Here is a 20006-nt window from a genome sequence, read left to right as displayed (position 1 = left end):
GCGATTTCAGTCCGGCAACAGCCCCATGCCCGCGGCAAGCAGCACGAGAGCCTCCATGATCATATGGGCGCAGAGCTGGGCGGCCATCCCCTGAACGTCCTGTGGCGGGCTGACCGTGTTGAAATCCATCGCGACGATATTCAAGCCTGAAAGGCTGCGCAGCAATTCGATCCCCTCGCGGGCCGACAGGCCTCCCCAGGCGGGCGTGCAGACGCCGGGAGCAACCGATGGATCGAACACATCCATGTCCCAGCACAGATAGACCGGCCGCGCGCCGACGACCTGGCTGAATTCCGCGACGGTCTGCGCGAAACCGCGCCGCATCAGCTCCTCGATCGTGACGACGCGAAATCCGAGCGACCGCGTATGTTCGAGCACACCCGGGCAATAGGTGAAACCGCGCACGCCGATGTGCCAGGATCGGCCGGCGTTCACCACGCCTTCCTGCGCCGCGTTGGTGAACTGCGTGGCCGCATTGTACCGATCGTCCGGCGTATACGGATATGCATCGGTATGGCTGTCGATATGCAGTGCGACGAGATCCTTGTGATACCGGGCGGCGGCGCGCATCAGCGGAAGCGAGACCGAACCGTCGCCGCCGATCCCGACCGGCACCGCGCCAAGCTCGAGAATCCGGCCAGCGGCAGCCTCGATCTTGACAAAGGCGTCTTCGATGCGTCCCGGCACCAAGGCAACATCGCCGGCATCGACTGCACCCAGCAATGACAGCACATCGACGTCGGCGAGCGACGGATGATAGCGGCGAATGAGCCGCGACTCCCGCCGGACCTCCAGGGGACCTTGCCGGGCGCCGACGCGGAACGGATGCGTGCCGCAATCGAACGGCACGCCGAGCACGGCAGCGCGGCTGCCCGGCCGCGGTAACCCCGCCGGCAATCCCATGAATGTTTCCGGACCCACGAAACCCGCCACGTCGCTCATTCTCTGTTCTCTCTTGTTAGCATGTCGAAGGCGGTCAGCGCGTGCACGCGCGACACCGTCGCCAGTTCGGCGATGTCAGCGTACTCGTCCGGCGCGCCCATGTTGTGAGGTGTCGGTCCATAGACGACCGTCGGGATTCCGGACATGCGAAACCAGCGCGCATCGGAGCCGCCGACGCGCATGTTGATCGCCGGCGCCCTGCCGATGATGTCCGTCGCCGCAGTTGCGCAGCGCGTGACGATCTCGTCACCGGGGCCGGTGTGATTGGGTTCGAAACAGCGCAACACGCGCCATGTGATCCCGGGCAGATCGAGCACCTCTCGCAACAGCGCTAAAACAGCTTCCGACGTGACGCCGACCGGCAGACGCAGGTCGATGGCCGCTCGCGCCTGGCTCGGCACCAGGTTCGGTGACGAACCGCCACTCACCGTTCCGATGTTGACTGTGACGCTCGACAGGACGTCGGCTTCGCCGGCGCCGCACAACGGTTCGGAGACAGGCCTTGCGCGGCGGATGGCATCCGCCACATTGACCGGCATCACAACCGCCAGGCTGCGCAGCTTACTCACTCTGTCCAGCGCTTCGCGCAAGCGATCGATCGCATTGATGCCGAGATGGACATGCGCGCCGTGCGCCGCGTAGCCCTCCGCCTCGATCTCGATCCAGAGGAATCCCTTCTCGCCGAAGCGCAGCACCATCGGCGAACCGGCGTCGCCAATGATCACGGCGTCTCCGCTGGCATGGGAGACCTGGTCGAGCAGGTATTTGGTGCCATACGGACCCATGCTTTCCTCGTCGCCGGCGAGCGTCAGCACCACCTCTCCCGCCCATGCCTCGCGCTGCTCGGCCAGTGCGGCCATCGCGGCCATTGATGCCGCAATGCCGCCCTTCATGTCAGCCGCGCCGCGGCCGTAAAGGCGGCCGCCCACGACCTCTCCGTCGGGATTGACCGACCAACTCATCCGCTCCCCCAACGGATAGGTGTCGAGATGGCCGTTGAACACGATGCGGCGGCCGGGGGCATGGCCTTTGATCCGCGCGACGACGTTGACGATCTCGGCTGTCCCCGGATGCAGCTCAACCGCAACGCCCGGCACATGCGCCCTGAGGAGATCGGCCGCCAGCGCCGCGACGGCGCGTGTGTCGCCGTCCGGATTTGGCGACGCCACTCCGATCAGCCGCATCGCCAGCTCGACGACCTGGCTGGTCCGATCGCTCGAAACCGCGCGGCGAACTCGATCAACGTTGTGCAAGGCGCGCTTCCCATATGCGGATTGAGTGGGTGAGCGGCCAGCAGATCGCGAAATACACCACCGCGATGAAGGTGAATATTTCCAGCGGCCTGAACGTTGACGACGACAACTCCATGCCGCGCCGCGTGACCTCGCCGACCGACACCACGGACGCAAGCGAGGAATATTTGATGAGCTGGACGAAATTGGCGGCCAGCGGCGGCAGCACGCTGCGAATCGCCTGCGGGCCAACGATCCGCACAAAGCTCTGCGCGGGCGTCAGGCCGAGCACCTGCGCCGCCTCGCGGTGCCCGACCGGAACGGTCTGGATGCCCGCCCTGAAGACCTCGGAGATGAACACCGCCGAATAGAGCGAGAGACCGAGGATCGACGCGGCCAGCGCATCGATCCTCACATTGAAGACGATCGGCAGCACGTAATAGACCCATAGCAGCTGCACGAGGATTGGCGTATTGCGGACGATTTCGCCGACCGAAAGCGCGATGATGCGCGCGATGCAGAAGCGGGACATCTGCATGATCGCGATGACGAGCCCCAACAGGGTCGCCACCACGAGCGTGACAATTGAAATGAAAAGGGTCATTTCCATGCCGGAGGCAAGAAAGCCCAGATTGTTCGGGATGACGTCCCAGCGAAAGCTGTAGCTTTGCATCTGATGTCTCAGGGCGCGACGATCGGTCCGAGCTTGTTCTTCTCGGCGGCGGCCTTGAGCCGGCCGTCGAGCTTGATGGTGCGTACGAACAGGTTCACGTAGTTCAGCCAGATCTGGTCACCCTGGTTCATGACGTACGCGTAAGGCGTCACGGACAGGTTTTCCGGCGGCGCCACCGTCGTAGTCCAGTCGAACTGGGCATTCATTTTGATCGAGGCCGGATAATCGGTCATGACGACGTCGACGCGTTGCGCCATCAGCTCAGCCTGGGTCGTGGCGGGAGGTGCGACCGCGACGGTCTTGGCGTTCTTGAAGTAGGACCGCATGAAGTTCTCGACATAGCTGCCGAGCGAGACGCCGGCGTTGACGCCCGGCTTGTCGATATCCGCCCAGGATGTGATCGGGCCGCCTTTGCGCACAACGGCATAGACGCCGCTCGTCAGATACGGGTCCGAGAACGCGACGGCCTGCGCACGCTTCATCGTCGCCCCGACGCCGAACATGCCGAGATCGCATTTGTTGGCCTGCAGGTCGGCGATGAAACTGCCAAAGCTGGTCTCCACATAGTCCAGCTTCACGCCCATGTCCTTGGCGAGTTCCTTGGAGAGATCGATGTCGATCCCCTCGAGCTGTCCGCTATCTGGATTGCGGAACGAAATTGAATAGTACATCGGCCAGATGCAGACCCTGAGTACCCCGCTCTTGGTGATCTCGTAGAGGCGCGACTGCGTCTGCTGGGCAGCCGCCGGCGTCATCGAGAGAAAGAGCGCGCAAACGAAGGCAAGTCGGCGCAGATTTGGCATGAGCTTCAATCTCCTGTCGTGCAGTGATCACTCGTCAAACTGATTGAGAAAGCGCTTGGCGCGCTCGGTTGTCGGCCGTTCGAAAAAGGCGGCCGGCGTGCCGTGCTCAACGATCATCCCCTCGTCCATGAACACGACATGGCTCGCCACGCGGCGGGCGAAGCCCATCTCGTGCGTCACCACGAGCATCGTCATGCCTTCGAGCGCGAGCGTGCGCATGACCTGCAGCACCTCGCGGCGAAGTTCGGGATCGAGAGCCGACGTCGGCTCGTCGAACAGGAGTATCTTCGGCTGCATGGCAAGCGCCCGGGCGATCGCGACGCGTTGTTGCTGGCCTCCGGACAGCCTGGCCGGATAGGCATCGCGCTTCGCCTCCATGCCGACCTTCTGAAGCAGCCGTTCGGCCGTGACGACCGCCTCATCCCGGCTGACCCCGCGCACGCGCATCGGGGCCTCGATGATGTTTCCCAGCACCGTCATGTGCGGCCACAGATTGAACTGCTGGAACACCATTCCGATTTCCGGCCGCACCTTGCGGGCAGCGAGCCGCACATCGGACGATGGCCGGGCCTGCGAGACCGTCGCCCCCTCCATCACGACGCGCCCGTCGGAAGGAGCCTCCAGCAGCGCCATGCATCGCAGAAGGGTCGTCTTGCCTGAGCCGCTTGGACCGATGATGCAGGTCGACTGCCCGGTGCCCAGCGCAAGATCCACGCCGTTCAGAACGGTGTGGGCGCCGAAGCGTTTGACCACCGCTTCGGCGGCCAGGACCGACGCGGCGCACGATGCGTGGCTTGTGTTCATCCCCGCAGACCCTCCAGACGACTTCATCTCGAAACATAAGCAAATATAATGCCAATGCTCGTCACGCTCAGATTGCGGTAACATTATCTGGAATTTCGCCGGCGTGGTGTGCGAAAATTCCTTGTATTATTGGCGTTTCCCTTCATGCTCATACCACGAGCGACATCGAAACGATATATAGATATTGGTTATGGATCGGCGTCTTGTTGAGATTTTTCATGCTGTTATGCAGCATCGATCGGCAACCGAGGCCGCGCGTGCACTCGGGGTATCGCAGCCGGCTGTGAGTGCGGCCTTGAAACGGCTGGAGGCAGATGTCGGGTTTGCGCTGTTTCGCCGGGAGAGCCGCCATATCGTGCCTACGCCGGAGGCGCATCTGTTGCACAATGAAGCGATCCGGGCGCTCGCCGGGTTTGCCGAACTGGAGGACGCCGCTGCCGGAATCTCCGCAGGCAAGCGCGGCGTTCTGACGATCGCGAGTCCGGGACCTGGGATAGTCTGGCTTCCAGGCGTCGTCAGCCGCTTCCAGCGCGAGCGCCCGTCAACAACGATCAGGCTCCTGACCCGAAGCTCCGAGAATGTCCGGAGCCTGGTGTCGGCACGTGCATTCGACTTCGGAGTCGCCGAGCCGCCGTTCGACCGCACCAATGTCGTATTGCGGCGCTACCGAATGTCCCTGGACTGCGTGATGCCTGCAACGCATGCACTGGCTGACCGGAAAGTCGTCACTCCCGATCTTCTCGAGCGACATGATCTGATCATTACCTCGCAGAGCCGATCGACCTATGCCGCGGTATCTCGCGCCTTCGAAGCCAGCGGTACGCCGTTTCATCCGGCGATCGAGTGTGAATTCTTTGCCGTCGCGCTCAACCTCGTCATCGATGGCGCGGGTGTCTGCCTCGTCGACGCGCTCAGCGCGTCCGAAACGCTCAGGCGAACCAGCGGAGCGAGCAAGCTTGTCGTCCGCCCCTTCGCGCCGGCGATCCACTACGAGGTCGGAGTCCTGAAGCCGACGATCGGCGAACTCAGCGTTCTCGCCGAGCAGTTCCTGAAACTGCTCGACGACCACGTTGCGCCCTATTTGATCCGATCCTGAGCCGAGGCCTGCGTCGGACCGCGTGTTAAGCCGCCTTCTTGCTCTCGGCGAGGTTGGCGAGCTGGCGCAGGATCTCGGTGGTGCCGGCGAGCCGCTCTTCCGGAGTATCCCATTCCTGGAAGAACACCACCTTCATGTCGGGCCGCACCTTGGCGGCCTGGCCGTGCTGGCGGATGAAGCTCACCAGCCGCTCCGGATGGGCAAAGCTGTTGTCGCGGAATGCGATCACGGCGCCCTTCGGGCCGGCGTCGACCTTCCCGACATTGGCCCTTCGGCAATAGGCCTTGATCGCCGCGACCTTGAACAGATAGCGCACCTCGTCCGGCAGCACGCCGAAGCGGTCGCGCATTTCGGCGGCGAAGGCGTCGATGTCCTCGTCGGTGTCGAGATCGGCGAGCCGGCGATACAGCGACAGCCGCACGCTGAGGTCGTTGACATAGTCATCGGGGATCAGGACCGGCATGCCGATCGTGATCTGCGGCGACCAGCGGTCGGCGGCCGGCTCGGCGACGCCGGCCTTGAGGTTGACGATCGCCTCCTCCAACATCGACTGGTACAGCTCGAAGCCGACTTCCTTGATGTGGCCGGATTGCTCTTCGCCGAGCAGATTGCCGGCGCCGCGGATGTCGAGGTCGTGCGAGGCGAGCTGGAAGCCGGCGCCCAGCGTCTCCAGCGACTGCAGCACCTTGAGCCGCCGCTCCGCCTGCGCCGTGATCTTCTGCTGTGCCGGCAGCGTGAACAGCGCATAGGCGCGCAGCTTGGAGCGGCCGACGCGGCCACGCAGCTGGTAGAGCTGGGCGAGGCCGAACATGTCGGCGCGGTGCACGATCAACGTATTGGCGTTCGGGATGTCGAGACCGGACTCGACGATCGTGGTCGAGAGCAGGATGTCGTACTTGCCGTCGTAGAACGCGGACATGATGTCCTCGATCACGGTCGGCGGCATCTGGCCGTGGGCGACCGCGACCTTCATCTCCGGCACGTTCTTGTCGAGGAAATCCTTGACGCCGGCGAGGTCTTCGATCCGCGGCACGACATAGAACGCCTGCCCGCCGCGGTAGCGTTCGCGCAGCAGCGCCTCGCGGATCATCAGGGGATCGTGGGGCGCGACGAAGGTGCGCACCGCAAGGCGATCGACCGGCGGCGAAGCAATGATCGAGAGCTCGCGGACGCCGGTCAATGCAAGCTGAAGCGTGCGCGGGATCGGGGTCGCCGACAGCGTCAGCACATGGACCTGGGCGCGCAACTGCTTCAGCCGCTCCTTGTGGCTGACGCCGAAATGCTGCTCCTCGTCCACGATCAACAGGCCGAGGTCCTTGAACTTGATGGTCTTGCCGAGCAGCGCATGGGTGCCAACGACGATGTCGACGTTGCCGTCGGTGAGCCCCTTCTTGACCTGGTTGAGCTCCTTGGTCGACACCAGCCGCGAGGCCTGCGCGACATTGACCGGGAAGCCGCGGAAGCGCTCGGTGAAAGTACGCGAGTGCTGACGCGCCAGCAGCGTGGTCGGCACCACCACCGCGACCTGCCTGCCCTCCAGCGCCACGGCGAACGCCGCGCGCAGAGCCACCTCGGTCTTGCCGAAGCCGACATCGCCGCAGATCAGCCGGTCCATCGGGCGGCCGATCTCGAGGTCCTTCAAGGTCGAGGTGATGGCCCCGAGCTGATCCTCGGTCTCCTCATAGGGGAAGCGCGCACAGAACTCGTCATAGACATGCGGCTGCAGCGGGAATTTCGGCGCCTCGTGCAGCTGCCGCTCGGCCGCGATCTTGATCAATTCGCCCGCGATCTCGCGGATCCGGTTCTTCAGCTTGGCCTTGCGTGCCTGCCAGCCGCCGCCGCCGAGACGGTCGAGCTCGACATTGGCGCTGTCGGAGCCATAGCGCGACAACAGCTCGATGTTCTCGACCGGCAGGAACAGTTTTGTTTCGGCGGCATAATGCAACTCGAGACAGTCATGCGGCGCGCCGGAGACTTCCAGCGTCTGCAGCCCGACGAAGCGGCCGATGCCGTGCTCGACATGGACCACGAGATCGCCGGTTGCAAGGCTCGTCACCTCCGAGATGAAATTGTCGAGCTTGCGGCTCGCCTTGCGCGGCCGCACCAGGCGGTCGCCGAGAATGTCCTGCTCGCTGATGACGGCGAACTCGTCGGTCTCGAAGCCGGATTCCATGCCGAGCACCGCCAGCATGGTTTCGTTGCGCGGCGTCGCCTGCACGATCCGCCAGGTGTTGACGCTGGTCGTGTTCAGGAGCTTGTGGTCGCGCAGCATCGCGCCCATGCGGTCGCGCGAGCCCTCGCTCCACAACGCGATCACCACCTTCTTGCGCTGTGACTGCAGCGCGCCGACATGGCCGACCACGGCCTCGAACACGTTGACATTGCTGTCGGCGCGTTCGGGGGCGAAGTTGCGGCCCTGCCGCGCGCCGGCGTCGAACACGTCGGGCGTGCCTTCGGGCACCGCGAACGGCGTCAGCCGCGCCAGCGGCGCATCGCCGAGCAGCTTGGTCCATTCGGCCTCGGTCAGATAGAGCTGGTCCGGCGGCAGCGGCTTGTAGACCGCGCCGCTGCCCGGATGCTCCAGCGCCTCGCGCCGTGCGTCATAGTAATCAACGATCTGCGAGAAGCGTTCGCGCGCTGCGTCCTCGCCCTGCGGCTCGATCGCAACCGTCGCCCCGTCGAGATAATCGAACAGCGTGTCCATCCGCTCCTGGAACAGCGGCAGCCAATGCTCCATGCCGGGGTGACGCCGTCCCTCGGAGACGGCTTCATAGAGCTGATCGTCGCGCCCCGGCGCGCCGAACGCGGCGACATAGCCCATGCGGAAACGCCGGATGGTTTCGGTGGTGAGCTGGAATTCCGACACCGGCACGAGATCGAGCCCGCGCATGTCGAGTAGCGTGCGCTGGGTCTCGGCATCGAAGGTGCGGATCGATTCCAGGCTGTCGCCGAAGAAGTCGAAGCGCACCGGCTGGTCGAGGCCGGCCGGAAACAGATCGAGGATGCCGCCGCGCACGGCATATTCGCCGGGCTCGCGCACCGTGGACGAGCGGGTGTAGCCATTGTGCTCGAGCCAGGCCACGACCGAATCCATCGGCACCACATTGCCGGGCGCAACCGACAGCGCTTGCGCTGCGACCTGATCGCGCGCCGGGACCCGCTGCACGGCCGCATTCACCGTGGTGAGCACAATCAGCGGCTTGTCGCTGCCGACCAGCCGCGACAACTTGGCCAAAGCGGTGAGCCGTTGCGCCAAAATGCCGGAATGCGGCGAGACGCGGTCGTAGGGCTGGCAGTCCCAGGCCGGAACCTGCATCACGGCGATATCGGGCGCAAAGAACTCCAGCGCGCGGGCGAGCTGCTGCATCCGCGTGCCGTCACGGCACACCACGGCAAGGCTGACCGCCGGCCGCTTCGGCTGCGCCGCGATCGCGCGCGCCAGGTCGGAGATGACGAGCCCTTCGGCGCCCTCGGCGACGTTGGCGATGGTCAGCACCCGGCCGGGCGCGAGCATCGCGGCCGGTGATTTCATCGGCTGTTTCATGCGCTGGGATCCGCGACCCGGAACGACTTGATGCGGGCAAACAGCGCGGTGGCATATTCGGACGGCAGCACCTTGTCGCCGGTCAGCGCCGCATAGAGGTCGGGATCCGGGACCTCGATCAAATGCTCGAGCTCGCTGAGCTCGTGATCGGACAGCTCGCCAATGGTCGCGTCGGCGAAGCGGCCGAGGATCAGGTCCATCTCCCGGGTGCCGCGGTGCCAGCAGCGAAACAAAAGCCGCTTGCGGCGGTCATCGAGCCCGCTGCTCGATCGTGTCGATCCCGTCATGTCCCAAAATCCATCCAACGCCAAAAGCCCGGACGTGCCGGGCGGGCTTGATATAGCCATGGCGATGGCCGATGTCAGCCCTCATTCGCCGCGTTTTGGGGTTTCCCTGGGCGCATGCCGTCATTGCCGGGCTTGCGCGCCCGTCGAAGTCTTGGCGTAGACGGGACCGGCCGACATCAGCTCCAAAAAAAGACGTGGATGCCCGGCACAAGGCCGGGCATGACGGTGTGAAACGGTCTTGGATTCGTCGATGCGCCCAGCCCTGCTCAATCCGCTGTTTGCCCAGGTCACGACCCTGCAAGGGGTCGGCCCGAAGCAGGACAAGCTGCTGCGCTATCTGCTCGACCGCAGCGAGACGCCGCGGCTGGTTGACCTGCTGCTGCATCTGCCGGCGAGCGTGATCGACCGCCGCGCCCGGCCGAAGATCCGCGACGCCGCGGTCGGAACCATGGTGACGCTCGAGGTCACCGTCGACCGCCATCGCCCGCCGCCGCCGCGCAATTCGCGCGCGCCCTACCTTGTCTATGCCAGCGACGACACCGGCGACGTCGTGCTGACCTTCTTCCGTGCCCAGCCCGGCTATGTCGAGAAGCTGCTGCCGGTCGGCGAGAAGCGCTACGTCTCCGGCACGCTGGCGATGTATGACGGCATCCCGCAGATCGTGCATCCCGATCGCGTCGTCGATGAAGCGGGCTTTGCAAAACTGTCCGGCATCGATCCGGTCTATCCGCTGACCGAGGGGCTTGCGATCGGCTCGCTCCGCCGCGCCATCGCGCAGGCGCTGACCAGGCTGCCCGAGCTGCCGGAGTGGATCAGCCCCGAGGTGCTGCGCCGCTGCAACTTCCCGCCGATCAGGGAGGCGCTGACCCGCGTGCATGTGCCGGTCGAGCTGACCGATATCCTGCCCGACGGTCCGTTCTGGTCACGTCTCGCATTCGACGAGCTGCTGGCCGGCCAGCTCGCGCTCGCCCTGATCCGCGCCACGCTGCGACGCCCCAGCGGTGTGCGCAACGCCGGCGATGGTCATCTGCGCCGGAAGATCATCGATGCCCTGCCCTATGCGCTGACCAGGTCGCAGCAAGAGGCGGTCGCGGCAATCATCGCGGACCTGCAGCAGCCGGTGCGGATGCTGCGCCTCGTGCAGGGCGATGTCGGTTCCGGCAAAACCGTGGTGGCGCTGCTGGCTGCCGCCGCGGTTGCGGAAGCCGGCAAGCAGGCCGCGCTGATGGCGCCGACCGAAATCCTGGCGCGCCAGCACATCAAGACCATCGCACCGCTCGCCGAGAGCGCTGGCCTACGGGTTGCGATCCTCACCGGCCGCGAGAAAGGCAAAGAGCGCCGCGAGCTGCTGGCACAGCTCGAGGCCGGCGAGATCGATCTGTTGGTCGGCACCCACGCACTGATCCAGGACGACGTGATCTACAAGGCGCTGGCGCTTGCCGTGGTCGACGAGCAGCATCGCTTCGGCGTCCGCGAACGGCTCGCGCTGACCTCCAAGGGCGAGGCCGTCGACGTGCTGGTGCTGAGCGCCACCCCGATCCCGCGCACGCTGGTGCTCACATACTTTGGCGACATGGACGTCTCGGAGCTGCGCGAAAAGCCCGCCGGCCGCCAGCCGATCGACACCCGCGCGGTGCCGATGAGCCGGATCGAGGACGTCATGGACGGCGTCGGCCGCGCGCTCGGCGCCGGCAAGCTGGTCTACTGGATCTGCCCGCTGGTCGATGAATCCGAGGCCGAGGGCACCGAGCATCTCACCAACGCGACCGAACGTTTCGAGAGCCTGCAGAAGCGGTTCGGCGATCGCGTCGGTCTCGTGCACGGCCAGATGAAGGGCACCGAGAAGGACCGCGTGATGACGCAATTCGCCGCGCACGAGATCGGCCTCCTGGTCGCGACCACGGTGGTCGAGGTCGGCGTCGACGTGCCCGCGGCGACCATCATGGTGATCGAGAACGCCGAACGTTTCGGGCTTGCGCAGCTGCATCAATTGCGCGGGCGCATTGGCCGCGGCTCGGAGGCCTCGACCTGCCTGCTGCTCTACAAGGAGCCGCTCGGCGAGATGTCGAAGGCGCGGTTGAAAGTGATCCGCGAGACGACGGATGGATTCCGGATCGCCGAGGAGGATCTGAAGCTGCGCGGCGAAGGCGATGTGCTCGGCATCCGCCAGAGCGGCCTGCCCGGCTACCGCATCGCGCGCTCCGAAGTGCACGGCCAGCTCATCACCCAGGCCCGCGACGAGGCGCTGCGGATCATGAAGGACAACCCGAAGCTGAAGGGCGAACGCGGCGAAGCGCTGCGCGTCCTGCTCTACCTCTACGAACGCGACGAAGCCGTGCCGCTGATCGGCGCGGGGTAGCGGCCAGCCCCGTCATTGCGAGCGCTCTACCCAGCGTCATTGCGAGCGCAGCGAAGCAATCCATCGTTCCGCATATGCGGAAGCGTGGATTGCTTCGTCGCTCCGCTCCTCGCAATGACGGTATATACTTGCGGCTGGGGGACATCATGAAACAACCATGCGTCTACATCTTCGCCAACAAGCGTCACGGCACCGTTTACATGGGCGTTACCGCAACGCCCAAGCGTGCGTTTGAGCATCGCGAGGGATTGGTGAAGGGCTTCTCGGCCAAATATGGCTGCAAGATTCTGGTCTGGTACGAATTGCACAAAACCATGTACAACGCGATCACTCGTGAGAAGCAGATCAAGGCCGGCAGCCGCGCGAAGAAGATTGCGCTGATCGAGGCGCTGAATCCAGATTGGAACGACCTCTACGAGACGCTGATCTAGGTGTGCTCATCGCCCCTTCCCGCCGTCATTGCGAGCGTAGCGAAGCAATCCATCGGTCCGCATATGTGGAATCATGGATTGCTTCGTCGCTTCGCTCCTCGCAATGACGAGGATGGAGTTGGGCCTCTTATTCGACCTTGGCCGGCGCGGGCTGAGTTGCCGGCTGCAGCGAGGCCTGGTTGGTCGAAGCCTGGCTCGCAATGCGCGCAGCATTGGCCATGCCGGCGAGCGCCGCGGCGCGCTTCTGATCGGCGGTGCCGCCGGGCTGCACCACGCCGGCGGACATGATCAGCGTCGCGGCATCCTCGGTGCTCATTTCGATCTCGATGATCTTGCTCTTCGGCACGTAAAAGAAGAAGCCGGTGGTCGGGTTCGGCGCGCACGGCAGGAACACCGAGATGTGCTCTTCCGCTCCGGGCAGGCTAGCGGCAAGTTCGGCGCTCGGCGCCTGCGAGATCAGCACGATCGACCACATGCCGGGCGAGGGAAACTCGACGAGGCCGACGCGGCGAAAGCTCGAGCCGTTGCCGGAGAACAGCGTTTCGAACACCTGCTTGAGGCCACGATAGATCGCGCGCACCGCAGGGATGCGGCCAAGCAGCCGTTCGCCGAGATCGACCAGGGTTCGCCCGATCAGATTGGCGGTGAGGAAGCCGAGCAGCGTAAGCGCGATGACCGCGACGATCAGGCCGGAACCCGGCAGCCCGAATGGCAGATAGGTTTCCGGCCGGTAGGCCGTGGGCACGAACGGCCGGACCAGATTGTCGACCCAGTTCACGAACCACCAGGTCAGATACAGGGTGATCGCAACCGGTCCGGCCACCACGAGGCCGGTCAGGAAATAGTTGCGAAACCGCGCCATCAGCCCGCGCGGGGCATCCGGGGGCAATTCACCGGTCGAGGCGGGAGGCACTTGGTTGGAGGTCATTGCGGTTCCAGGGTCGTCGAAGCGGCCGTAGTCCACCACCCAGCTAAGCCATTCTGTCGCATTTTTGAAGGGCCGCGTGAAGCCGCGGCTTGCGACTATTCGACCGTGACCGATTTGGCCAGATTCCGCGGCTGGTCGACATCGGTGCCCATCACGACAGCGGTATGATAGGCGAGCAGCTGCACCGGAACGGCGTAGACCATCGGCGCGAAGGTCGCCCCCATGTCCGGCATCACGATCGTCACCAGCGACTGGATGGTCGCCTCCGCCGCGCCCTTGGCGTCGGTCATCAGGATGATCTTGCCGCCGCGGGCGGCGACCTCCTGCATGTTGGAGACGGTCTTCTCGAACACCTTGTCGTAGGGCGCGATCACCACGACCGGCATGTGCTCGTCGATCAGCGCGATCGGCCCGTGCTTGAGCTCGCCGGCGGCGTAGCCCTCGGCATGGATGTAGGAGATTTCCTTCAGCTTCAGTGCGCCCTCCAGCGCCAGCGGATAGCTGGTGCCGCGGCCGAGATAGAGCACGTCGCGAGACTTCGAGATCTCGCGCGCCAGCTTCTCGATCTGCACTTCAGTGGTCAGCGCTTCCGACATCAGGCGCGGAATCTCGACAAGGCCATGCACCAGCTTGGCCTCGTCGGCATCGGACAGCTCGCCGCGCGCCTTGCCGGCGGCGACCGCGAGCGAGGCCAGCACCATCAGCTGGCAGGTGAACGCCTTGGTCGAAGCGACCCCGATCTCGGGACCGGCGAGCGTCTGCAGCACGGTCTCGCTCTCGCGCGCGATCGTCGAGGTCGGCACGTTGACGACCGAGAGCGTGTGCGCACCCTGCGCCTTGGCGTAGCGCAGCGCCGCCAGCGTGTCGGCGGTCTCGCCCGATTGCGAGATGAAGATCGCAAGATCGCCCTTGCGCAGCGGTGCCTCGCGGTAGCGGAATTCGGAGGCGACATCGAGCTCGACCGGTAGCCGCGCCAGCCGCTCCAGCCAGTATTTCGCGACGAAGCCGGCATAGCTCGCGGTGCCGCAGGCGGTGACCGAGACGCGCTGGATATCCTTGAAGTCGAACGGCAGCTTCACCGGCATGGTGACGCGCTCGGTCGCCATGTCGACATAGCGCGCCAGCGTGTGCCCGACCACTTCGGGCTGCTCGTGGATCTCCTTCGCCATGAAGTGACGGTAGTTCGCCTTGTCGACCAGCGCCGTTGCCGTCGTGTGCTTGATCGCCTCGCGGTGGACGATGGCGTTGTCCTTGTCGAAGATCGTGGCGCCCTTGCGATTCAGCACCACCCAATCGCCGTCCTCGAGATAGCTGATCGTATCGGTGAACGGCCCGAGCGCGATCGCGTCGGACCCGAGAAACATCTCGCCTTCGCCATGGCCGACCGCGAGCGGCGGGCCGTTGCGGGCGCCGATCATCAGGTCATCCTCGCCGGCGAAGATGAAGCCGAGCGCGAACGCGCCGCGCAGCTGCGACAGCACCGCCCTCACCGCATCGATCGGCTTGACGCCGCCCTTCAGCAGATTGTCGACCAGATGCACCACGACCTCGGTGTCGGTCTCGGTCGAGAACGCCGCGCCCTTGGCCTCGAGTTCCTCGCGCAGCTCGCGGAAATTCTCTATGATGCCGTTATGCACCACGGCGACGCGCTCGGTGGCGTGCGGGTGCGCGTTGTTCTCGGTCGGCCGCCCGTGCGTGGCCCAGCGGGTGTGGCCGATGCCGGTATGGCCGCCGAGCGGCTTGGCCTCGAGCCGGGCCTCGAGATTCTTCAGCTTGCCTTCGGCGCGGCGCCGCGCCAGGCCGCCATTCTCCAGCGTGGCGACACCCGCGGAATCATAGCCGCGATATTCGAGCCGCTTGAGCGAATCCACCAATTGCTCCGCGACCGGAGCGCGTCCAAGAATGCCGACGATGCCGCACATGCGGTTCAATGTCCCCAAAAATCGCCGAAAATTTGCCAAAGCGGCGACACGGTCCCTTAACGGGAATCGCCGGCCGCAAGATACTCAATAATTATTGCCGATTGCGACAGTCTTAAACGGCAAGGTTGATGCGAAAGGCTGGTTAATCGGGGCTAACCATTTTGGCAAGAGCGCGTCAGCGCGGATCCGCCGGCGCGGGCCACGGTTTCGCCTCCCAGATCGTGGTCCATTCCTGACCCGCGCCGCACGCAGGCGCGCTGACCTCGACGCGAACCACGACAAAGCTTTCGCGATTGGTCACGTCTAGCCGATAGACATGCCGCAGGTGTGGGCTGGGACACAGGTCCGATCCGGTTTCGGCCTGAAACAAGCCGGCCTCCTCCCTCCATGTGATGAAACCCGGAGTGTCCGTCGTACCGAAGCCGTTCAGCGCGACGTACGGAAATTCCATCGGCTTTGGTCTGCTGACGTCGGAAAGATCGAACGCGCGATGCGATCCGGTCACGGAAAGCCGACAGAACATCAGCGCGAGACGGTGCCCGGCCACTTTCATGAAGCGAACCGGCAACTTTTCGATGTCATCACTGTATTTGCAGCCGGATTGCTCGGCCGCAAGCGCGAGCATCCTTGGCACCAAGGCCGGATCGGAAATTTCAAAGTCCGTGCGTCCATTGGCAAGGCTGCTCCATTCGCGAAGCGCCTCGCGTCGTGCATTGATGCTCGCAGTTTCGTCGCCGCGCGCGACCGACACGAGCGGCGGACCGGCCGTGAGAAGACCTCCGAGCAGCACCTTGATCAATCCAGCGATCAGCCGCGCGCTCACGGTTCCCATCCCCGGCCACGCAGCCAGACCTCGCGGCACGTAACCAGCATGCCGAGCAGTCCGTTCTTGAGGAAAAACAGATAGAGCGCGAACAGCAGCACGAAGCTGGGCCGATCGTCGCCCCAGGAAACGAACTCAGGTTGGTCGTGTGTCTTCCGGGACAGCACCGCCAACTGTCCGGTCTCGGCCCATTGGTAGAGTCGTGCGGCGCTGAAGTACGTCACCAGGCTGCAAAAGACGCCAATCAGAACGGTCGCGGCATGTTTGCGCATGCCGTGTTTTGCCTTGTCGCCTCCTAAGAGCGATGAAACCGCAGACGGCAAACGTCGTTAACCGCATCAATATGTCATTAACGCCTTTCGGCGAGGCCAGCCGACGCTGGCGGTAGTCGACGCTCCCGGGACGCCCTAATGCTCCACCCGGTAGAGCCGCCATCGCTCCGGCACGCCTTTGAGCTGGTGCGCGCCGCGGTCCTTGAAGCGGATTTCGGACTTTGACATCAGGTCCTTGACCGCGCTCGAGACCAGCACTTCGCCGGCCCGCGCTTTCGCCGCGACGCGCGCGCCGATGTGAAACGCAAGCCCGATCACCTCCGCGCCACTCACCTTGTATTCGCCCGCGTGCAGTCCGACCCTGATCTCCAGCCCCAGCGTGCGCACGGACTCGCGGATCGCGGTCGCGCAACGGATCCCGGCTGCCGGCGCGCGGAACGTCGCCAGCAACCCGTCGCCCGTGGTCACGACTTCCTTCCCCCGCAAGGCCTTCAGCTCCCTGCGCACAGCGACATAGTAGTGGTTCATCACCGTCGCCCAGCGCGTGTCGCCGAGCCGCGCGGCCTTTTCGGTGGATCGGACGATATCGACATAGAGGATCGTGGCGAGCGCCTGCTTGAGCTGCGAGTCCCGGTCGGTGGTTCGCCGCCGGTTAGCGATATTCCCAGCCAGCGGTTCATAGCGATGGCTGCGTCGCCGCGCGATGGCGGCCTTGGTGTAGTCCTGGGCGCGCTGCACCGTGCGGCAGCGAATGGTTTTTTCCTGCGGTGGAAACGTCCAGTGGACCTTTCGCCTGTCGCCCGCGCCATCAACCTGCACGGCGCCCCATTTCAGGAAAACCGTCGAGCCGGCCCGTCGAATGCACCATGCCTTCGACGTGTATCCGGAAACGTTCGACTGATGGACTCCGATGCGAAGGAATTTTGGCATGAGCGTCCGGCCGATCGAAGGTCGTTTGGCAGCCTACCCAGGGTAAAGCGTAGCCATACATTCCCGCGTTGGCAACGTTGCAGGTTTGCGGTGTCAGTAGCTCGTGATCTGTCGCCTGTTTGTAGCTCGTGAAGTGTCGTGTTTTCGGTGCTCCGGAACAAGGGGGGCGCGATGGGCACGGCATCCATTCACGAGGGTGTACGACGGATGCGGTTTTCAGATTTGCTGGATCGGACGGAGGCGAAGGAACTGACGCAGGAGGCAGCTTCGGAGGTTCTTGGGATCAGTGTTCGGACGTTTCAACGCTGGGCGGAGCGCTATGAGGCGGAGGGCGACGACGGGCTTGTCGACCGCCGGCTGGGGCGTCGTTCGCCACGGCGGGCGCCGGAGGAGGAGCTGGAACGGATGCTTGCGCTGTACCGGGACAAGTACGCGGACTTCACGGTGAAGCACTTCCACGAGCAGATGCAAAAGCGGCACGACTATGTGCTGGGCTATACGGTGACGAAGCTGGCGCTGCACGCGGCGGGGCTGGTGCGGAAGGCTCCGAAGCGTTCGGCGCACCGCAAGAAGCGGCCGCGGCGGCCGCTTCGGGGCATGCTGCTGCACCAGGACGGATCGCGCCACGTTTGGATCGAAGGCCTGCCCGCGAGGGACCTGATCGTCACGATGGACGATGCGACCAGCGAGATCTACTCGATGGTGCTGGTCGAGGAAGAAGGAACGGCCTCGACCTTCCAGGCCTTGCGCGAAGTGATTGGCGAGCATGGCCTGTTCTGCGCGCTCTACACCGACCGCGGCAGCCATTATTTCCTGACCCCAAAAGCTGGCGAGAAGGTCTCGAAGACGCAACAAACCCAGGTGGGACGGGCTTTGTCGCATCTTGGGATCGAGCATATCGCAGCCTATTCGCCGCAGGCGCGCGGGCGCTCCGAGCGGGTGTTCGGCACCTTGCAGGACCGGCTGCCGAAGGAGCTGCGGCTTGCCGGGATCACGACGGTTGAGGCTGCCAACGCGTGGCTGAAGGCGCATTACATCCCCGGGCACAACGCCGCGTTTGCGATCAAGCCCGAACAGGAAGGCACGGCATTCGTGGCCGACCGGCATGAGGCCTGGCGCGAGGCGCTGTGCGTGATCGAGGAGCGAACCGTCGCCAACGACAATACCGTTGCATGGAACGGTCGGCGGCTGCAGTTGCCGCAGAGCCGGCTCAGACCTCACTTCGTCAAGGCCTTGGTGCGGCTCCATGAGTATCCCGATGGCACCGTCAGCGTGTTCCTTGGACCGCATCGATTGGCGAGGTTTGCGCCTGACGGACAGCAGATCAGCCCCGACGCGCTTCAGCCTGGCGGCGTGCTCGGAGCCGTCAAGGACAAGCCCTGGCGGGCGCGCAAGCGCGCGTCCTTGACCGCTCCTGCGCGCGCCGCCGTCGAGAAAGTGCGGGTCGGGGCGGAGAAACGGGCTTCAAGTCGAACAAAGAAACTCACCCACAGGGCTAAAACCGCCACAACAGCCGTGGCATGATCAATCAGGGAAAGCCGTCCCCGCCTTCCGGCTCCCCTGCAAATCAGACACGAAGGCGACAGATCACGAGCTACAAAAACACGACATCTTCACCCGCTACGGACACGTTGCAGGTTTGCGGACTATCGAGAATGCCGGACCGCGATGTCCGCGTCGGGTCCCGCACGCGGACGAAGGATCGTGTGAGGCAGCACCAAGGCTTCGTCAGCTCCGGAGGTCGCGGCCCTGCCCATTCGATGCAGCGTCGGCATCGACCGACAGAATTGCCGCGTCTTGCACGTCCGCTATCGGCTGCTCTGGATCGCGGAATCGAGCCGGGGTCAACCGGCTGCGGTCGACCGTCACGCCGAAGATGTCGAAGCGGTTGTAGTAACCGACCACGTCGTGAAACTGTTTCGGCTCGACGCAGCGATTGAGATCGATCTCCGCGTAGGCGATCCCCTCCTCGTCCTGCAATCCATCGCCGAAGACGCTGCCGGTCGGATCGACGAAGAAGCTCGCCGCACGTGGTGTCTGGTCGATCACGTCGGCGATCGTTCGATCGCGTTCAATGAGGAAGGCGCGCAGTGCCTGGTCCATGTAGCCGGCGGTGACGATCCCGAATACCTTGGCTTCGAAGCAATGGGCGCTGGCCCGGATGCGGTTGGCGGCCACGTTGTCGAAATTGCCGCCGCCTGCCGGGCGCCGGGTGGGCCACATCGGCGGCCAGCTCGAAATGTGCACCTGCTCGCCCTGCGCCATCAGCGCGAAGCGGGCCAATGGGTTGGTATTCTCGCCGCAAATCAACCCGCCGATCCGGCCCTGCCGCGTCTCCGCGACCTTGAGGCCCGCACCATCCCCTGACGACCACACTAGCTTCTCATAGAAGGTCGGAACCAGCTTGCGGTGATGGATGAGAATTTCTCCGGTCTCGCCGATCAGCAGGTTCGAGTTCCACAGCCCCCCGACGCTGACGGCCGAGCGCTCGCTGATGCCGATCGAGACCGTGACGCCGAGGGCGCGCGCCTCGGCGCAAAGCCGCGCCACTTCCGGTCCGTCCGCCAGCACGGATTGCTCCGCCATGCGCACGAACAGATCGTGGTTGTCGATTGGAGGCCACAGCGCAGCCCAGACCGGAAAGGCGGGAATATAGGTTTCGGGAAACGCGATCAGCGCGGCGCCGGCCCTGGCCGCCTCGCGAATGATGGCGATCGCCTTTTCGGTGGTCGCCCAGCTGTCGAGGAAGACGGGCGCGGCGTGGACGGCAGCAGCCTTGAAACGAGGAAGCATGTCGAAAATCCCGGCTAGGACTAGGGGAGCGAAGCGGTATCATCCCTGGCTTGCCGGCGTGCATGGGAATTGTCGCAAGGTCGGTTGCGAAGGATCGGAACCGCCACGCGCTGGAACGGGAATTGCTTTGCTGACAAGGGCCGCAATTTCAACGGCCGCAACCGGGA

General features: G+C 64.6%; 17 protein-coding genes. 4 read left to right on the top strand and 13 right to left on the bottom strand.

Features of this window, described 5'->3' with window-relative positions:
* Positions 1-6: 6 nt before the first annotated feature.
* From ACVMDN_RS16730 to ACVMDN_RS16710, 5 genes are read right to left on the bottom strand one after another with little or no spacing between them, the layout of a single operon-like run.
* The gene (locus ACVMDN_RS16730; protein ID WP_018271602.1) at positions 7-942 is read right to left on the bottom strand and encodes an arginase family protein; all 936 of its coding nucleotides are present in this window, start codon (positions 940-942) and stop codon (positions 7-9) included.
* Positions 939-2195 carry a M20/M25/M40 family metallo-hydrolase gene (locus ACVMDN_RS16725; RefSeq protein WP_057018706.1) on the bottom strand — a complete coding sequence of 419 codons (1257 nt, stop codon included), beginning with the start codon at positions 2193-2195 and terminating at the stop codon, positions 939-941. The genes ACVMDN_RS16730 and ACVMDN_RS16725 overlap by 4 nt, the downstream gene beginning before the upstream one ends.
* Complete coding sequence (locus ACVMDN_RS16720; protein ID WP_141341309.1) at positions 2182-2847, bottom strand: amino acid ABC transporter permease; 666 nt, start codon at positions 2845-2847, stop codon at positions 2182-2184. The genes ACVMDN_RS16725 and ACVMDN_RS16720 overlap by 14 nt, the downstream gene beginning before the upstream one ends.
* A gap of 8 nt (positions 2848-2855) precedes the next feature.
* Positions 2856-3650, bottom strand: a complete 795-nt coding sequence (locus tag ACVMDN_RS16715) for an ABC transporter substrate-binding protein (RefSeq protein ID WP_141341311.1) — start codon at positions 3648-3650, stop codon at positions 2856-2858.
* 27 nt (positions 3651-3677) lie between these two features.
* A complete protein-coding gene (locus tag ACVMDN_RS16710; protein ID WP_038386315.1) occupies positions 3678-4454 on the bottom strand; it encodes an amino acid ABC transporter ATP-binding protein in 777 nt (258 codons plus the stop codon).
* A 190-nt stretch (positions 4455-4644) separates the two neighbouring features.
* Here ACVMDN_RS16710 and ACVMDN_RS16705 point away from each other — a divergent pair, with 190 nt between their 5' ends.
* Complete coding sequence (locus ACVMDN_RS16705) at positions 4645-5550, top strand: LysR family transcriptional regulator (RefSeq protein ID WP_076828905.1); 906 nt, start codon at positions 4645-4647, stop codon at positions 5548-5550.
* Between the two features lie 25 nt (positions 5551-5575).
* On the opposite strand, the gene mfd is transcribed toward ACVMDN_RS16705, so the two are convergent.
* Positions 5576-9094 (bottom strand): transcription-repair coupling factor, encoded by a 3519-nt coding sequence (mfd, locus tag ACVMDN_RS16700; RefSeq protein ID WP_141341312.1) that lies wholly within the window; start codon positions 9092-9094, stop codon positions 5576-5578.
* Positions 9091-9381, bottom strand: coding sequence for an FAD assembly factor SdhE (locus ACVMDN_RS16695; protein ID WP_141341314.1), 291 nt, complete (start codon positions 9379-9381; stop codon positions 9091-9093). Before ACVMDN_RS16695 ends, mfd begins: the two co-directional genes overlap by 4 nt.
* A 250-nt stretch (positions 9382-9631) precedes the next feature.
* Between ACVMDN_RS16695 and recG the strand changes: the two genes are divergently transcribed.
* Together recG and ACVMDN_RS16685 are read left to right on the top strand one after the other, a co-directional pair.
* Positions 9632-11740, top strand: a complete 2109-nt coding sequence (gene recG, locus ACVMDN_RS16690; RefSeq protein ID WP_141341324.1) for an ATP-dependent DNA helicase RecG — start codon at positions 9632-9634, stop codon at positions 11738-11740.
* A 146-nt stretch (positions 11741-11886) separates the two neighbouring features.
* The gene (locus ACVMDN_RS16685; RefSeq protein WP_141341326.1) at positions 11887-12171 is read left to right on the top strand and encodes a GIY-YIG nuclease family protein; all 285 of its coding nucleotides are present in this window, start codon (positions 11887-11889) and stop codon (positions 12169-12171) included.
* 127 nt (positions 12172-12298) lie between these two features.
* On the opposite strand, the gene ACVMDN_RS16680 is transcribed toward ACVMDN_RS16685, so the two are convergent.
* The 5 genes from ACVMDN_RS16680 to ACVMDN_RS16660 form a co-directional block, all read right to left on the bottom strand.
* Positions 12299-13099 carry a DUF502 domain-containing protein gene (locus ACVMDN_RS16680; protein ID WP_057018726.1) on the bottom strand — a complete coding sequence of 267 codons (801 nt, stop codon included), beginning with the start codon at positions 13097-13099 and terminating at the stop codon, positions 12299-12301.
* A 95-nt stretch (positions 13100-13194) separates the two neighbouring features.
* Positions 13195-15021, bottom strand: a complete 1827-nt coding sequence (glmS, locus tag ACVMDN_RS16675) for a glutamine--fructose-6-phosphate transaminase (isomerizing) (protein WP_141341328.1) — start codon at positions 15019-15021, stop codon at positions 13195-13197.
* Between the two features lie 175 nt (positions 15022-15196).
* Entirely contained in the window at positions 15197-15844 is a 648-nt protein-coding gene (locus tag ACVMDN_RS16670; protein ID WP_057018714.1) for a hypothetical protein, read from the bottom strand.
* Positions 15841-16116, bottom strand: coding sequence for a hypothetical protein (locus ACVMDN_RS16665; protein ID WP_057018715.1), 276 nt, complete (start codon positions 16114-16116; stop codon positions 15841-15843). Before ACVMDN_RS16665 ends, ACVMDN_RS16670 begins: the two co-directional genes overlap by 4 nt.
* Positions 16117-16251: 135 nt before the next feature.
* Positions 16252-17046, bottom strand: a complete 795-nt coding sequence (locus tag ACVMDN_RS16660) for an adenylate/guanylate cyclase domain-containing protein (RefSeq protein WP_057018716.1) — start codon at positions 17044-17046, stop codon at positions 16252-16254.
* 207 nt (positions 17047-17253) lie between these two features.
* Here ACVMDN_RS16660 and ACVMDN_RS16655 point away from each other — a divergent pair, with 207 nt between their 5' ends.
* Positions 17254-18570, top strand: coding sequence for an ISNCY family transposase (locus ACVMDN_RS16655; protein WP_253623899.1), 1317 nt, complete (start codon positions 17254-17256; stop codon positions 18568-18570).
* 204 nt (positions 18571-18774) lie between these two features.
* Here the strand turns inward: ACVMDN_RS16655 and ACVMDN_RS16650 are convergent, their stop codons facing one another.
* Positions 18775-19839 carry a carbon-nitrogen hydrolase family protein gene (locus ACVMDN_RS16650; protein ID WP_141341331.1) on the bottom strand — a complete coding sequence of 355 codons (1065 nt, stop codon included), beginning with the start codon at positions 19837-19839 and terminating at the stop codon, positions 18775-18777.
* Between the last annotated feature and the right edge of the window lie 167 nt (positions 19840-20006).

It is taken from the genome of Bradyrhizobium sp. USDA 4510, assembly GCF_054059095.1.
This window is presented reverse-complemented; position numbering and strand designations above follow the sequence as displayed.

Bases quoted from the DNA above. Each gene is read 5' to 3' on its own strand.
- ACVMDN_RS16730 (WP_018271602.1), bottom strand. From the start codon at position 942: ATGAGCGACGTGGCGGGTTTCGTGGGTCCGGAAACATTCATGGGATTG.
- ACVMDN_RS16720 (WP_141341309.1), bottom strand. From the start codon at position 2,847: ATGCAAAGCTACAGCTTTCGCTGGGACGTCATCCCGAACAATCTGGGC.
- ACVMDN_RS16715 (WP_141341311.1), bottom strand. From the start codon at position 3,650: ATGCCAAATCTGCGCCGACTTGCCTTCGTTTGCGCGCTCTTTCTCTCG.
- ACVMDN_RS16710 (WP_038386315.1), bottom strand. From the start codon at position 4,454: ATGAACACAAGCCACGCATCGTGCGCCGCGTCGGTCCTGGCCGCCGAA.
- ACVMDN_RS16705 (WP_076828905.1), top strand. From the start codon at position 4,645: ATGGATCGGCGTCTTGTTGAGATTTTTCATGCTGTTATGCAGCATCGA.
- mfd (WP_141341312.1), bottom strand. From the start codon at position 9,094: ATGAAACAGCCGATGAAATCACCGGCCGCGATGCTCGCGCCCGGCCGG.
- ACVMDN_RS16695 (WP_141341314.1), bottom strand. From the start codon at position 9,381: ATGACGGGATCGACACGATCGAGCAGCGGGCTCGATGACCGCCGCAAG.
- recG (WP_141341324.1), top strand. From the start codon at position 9,632: ATGCGCCCAGCCCTGCTCAATCCGCTGTTTGCCCAGGTCACGACCCTG.
- ACVMDN_RS16685 (WP_141341326.1), top strand. From the start codon at position 11,887: ATGAAACAACCATGCGTCTACATCTTCGCCAACAAGCGTCACGGCACC.
- ACVMDN_RS16680 (WP_057018726.1), bottom strand. From the start codon at position 13,099: ATGACCTCCAACCAAGTGCCTCCCGCCTCGACCGGTGAATTGCCCCCG.
- glmS (WP_141341328.1), bottom strand. From the start codon at position 15,021: ATGTGCGGCATCGTCGGCATTCTTGGACGCGCTCCGGTCGCGGAGCAA.
- ACVMDN_RS16665 (WP_057018715.1), bottom strand. From the start codon at position 16,116: ATGCGCAAACATGCCGCGACCGTTCTGATTGGCGTCTTTTGCAGCCTG.
- ACVMDN_RS16660 (WP_057018716.1), bottom strand. From the start codon at position 17,046: ATGCCAAAATTCCTTCGCATCGGAGTCCATCAGTCGAACGTTTCCGGA.
- ACVMDN_RS16655 (WP_253623899.1), top strand. From the start codon at position 17,254: ATGCGGTTTTCAGATTTGCTGGATCGGACGGAGGCGAAGGAACTGACG.
- ACVMDN_RS16650 (WP_141341331.1), bottom strand. From the start codon at position 19,839: ATGCTTCCTCGTTTCAAGGCTGCTGCCGTCCACGCCGCGCCCGTCTTC.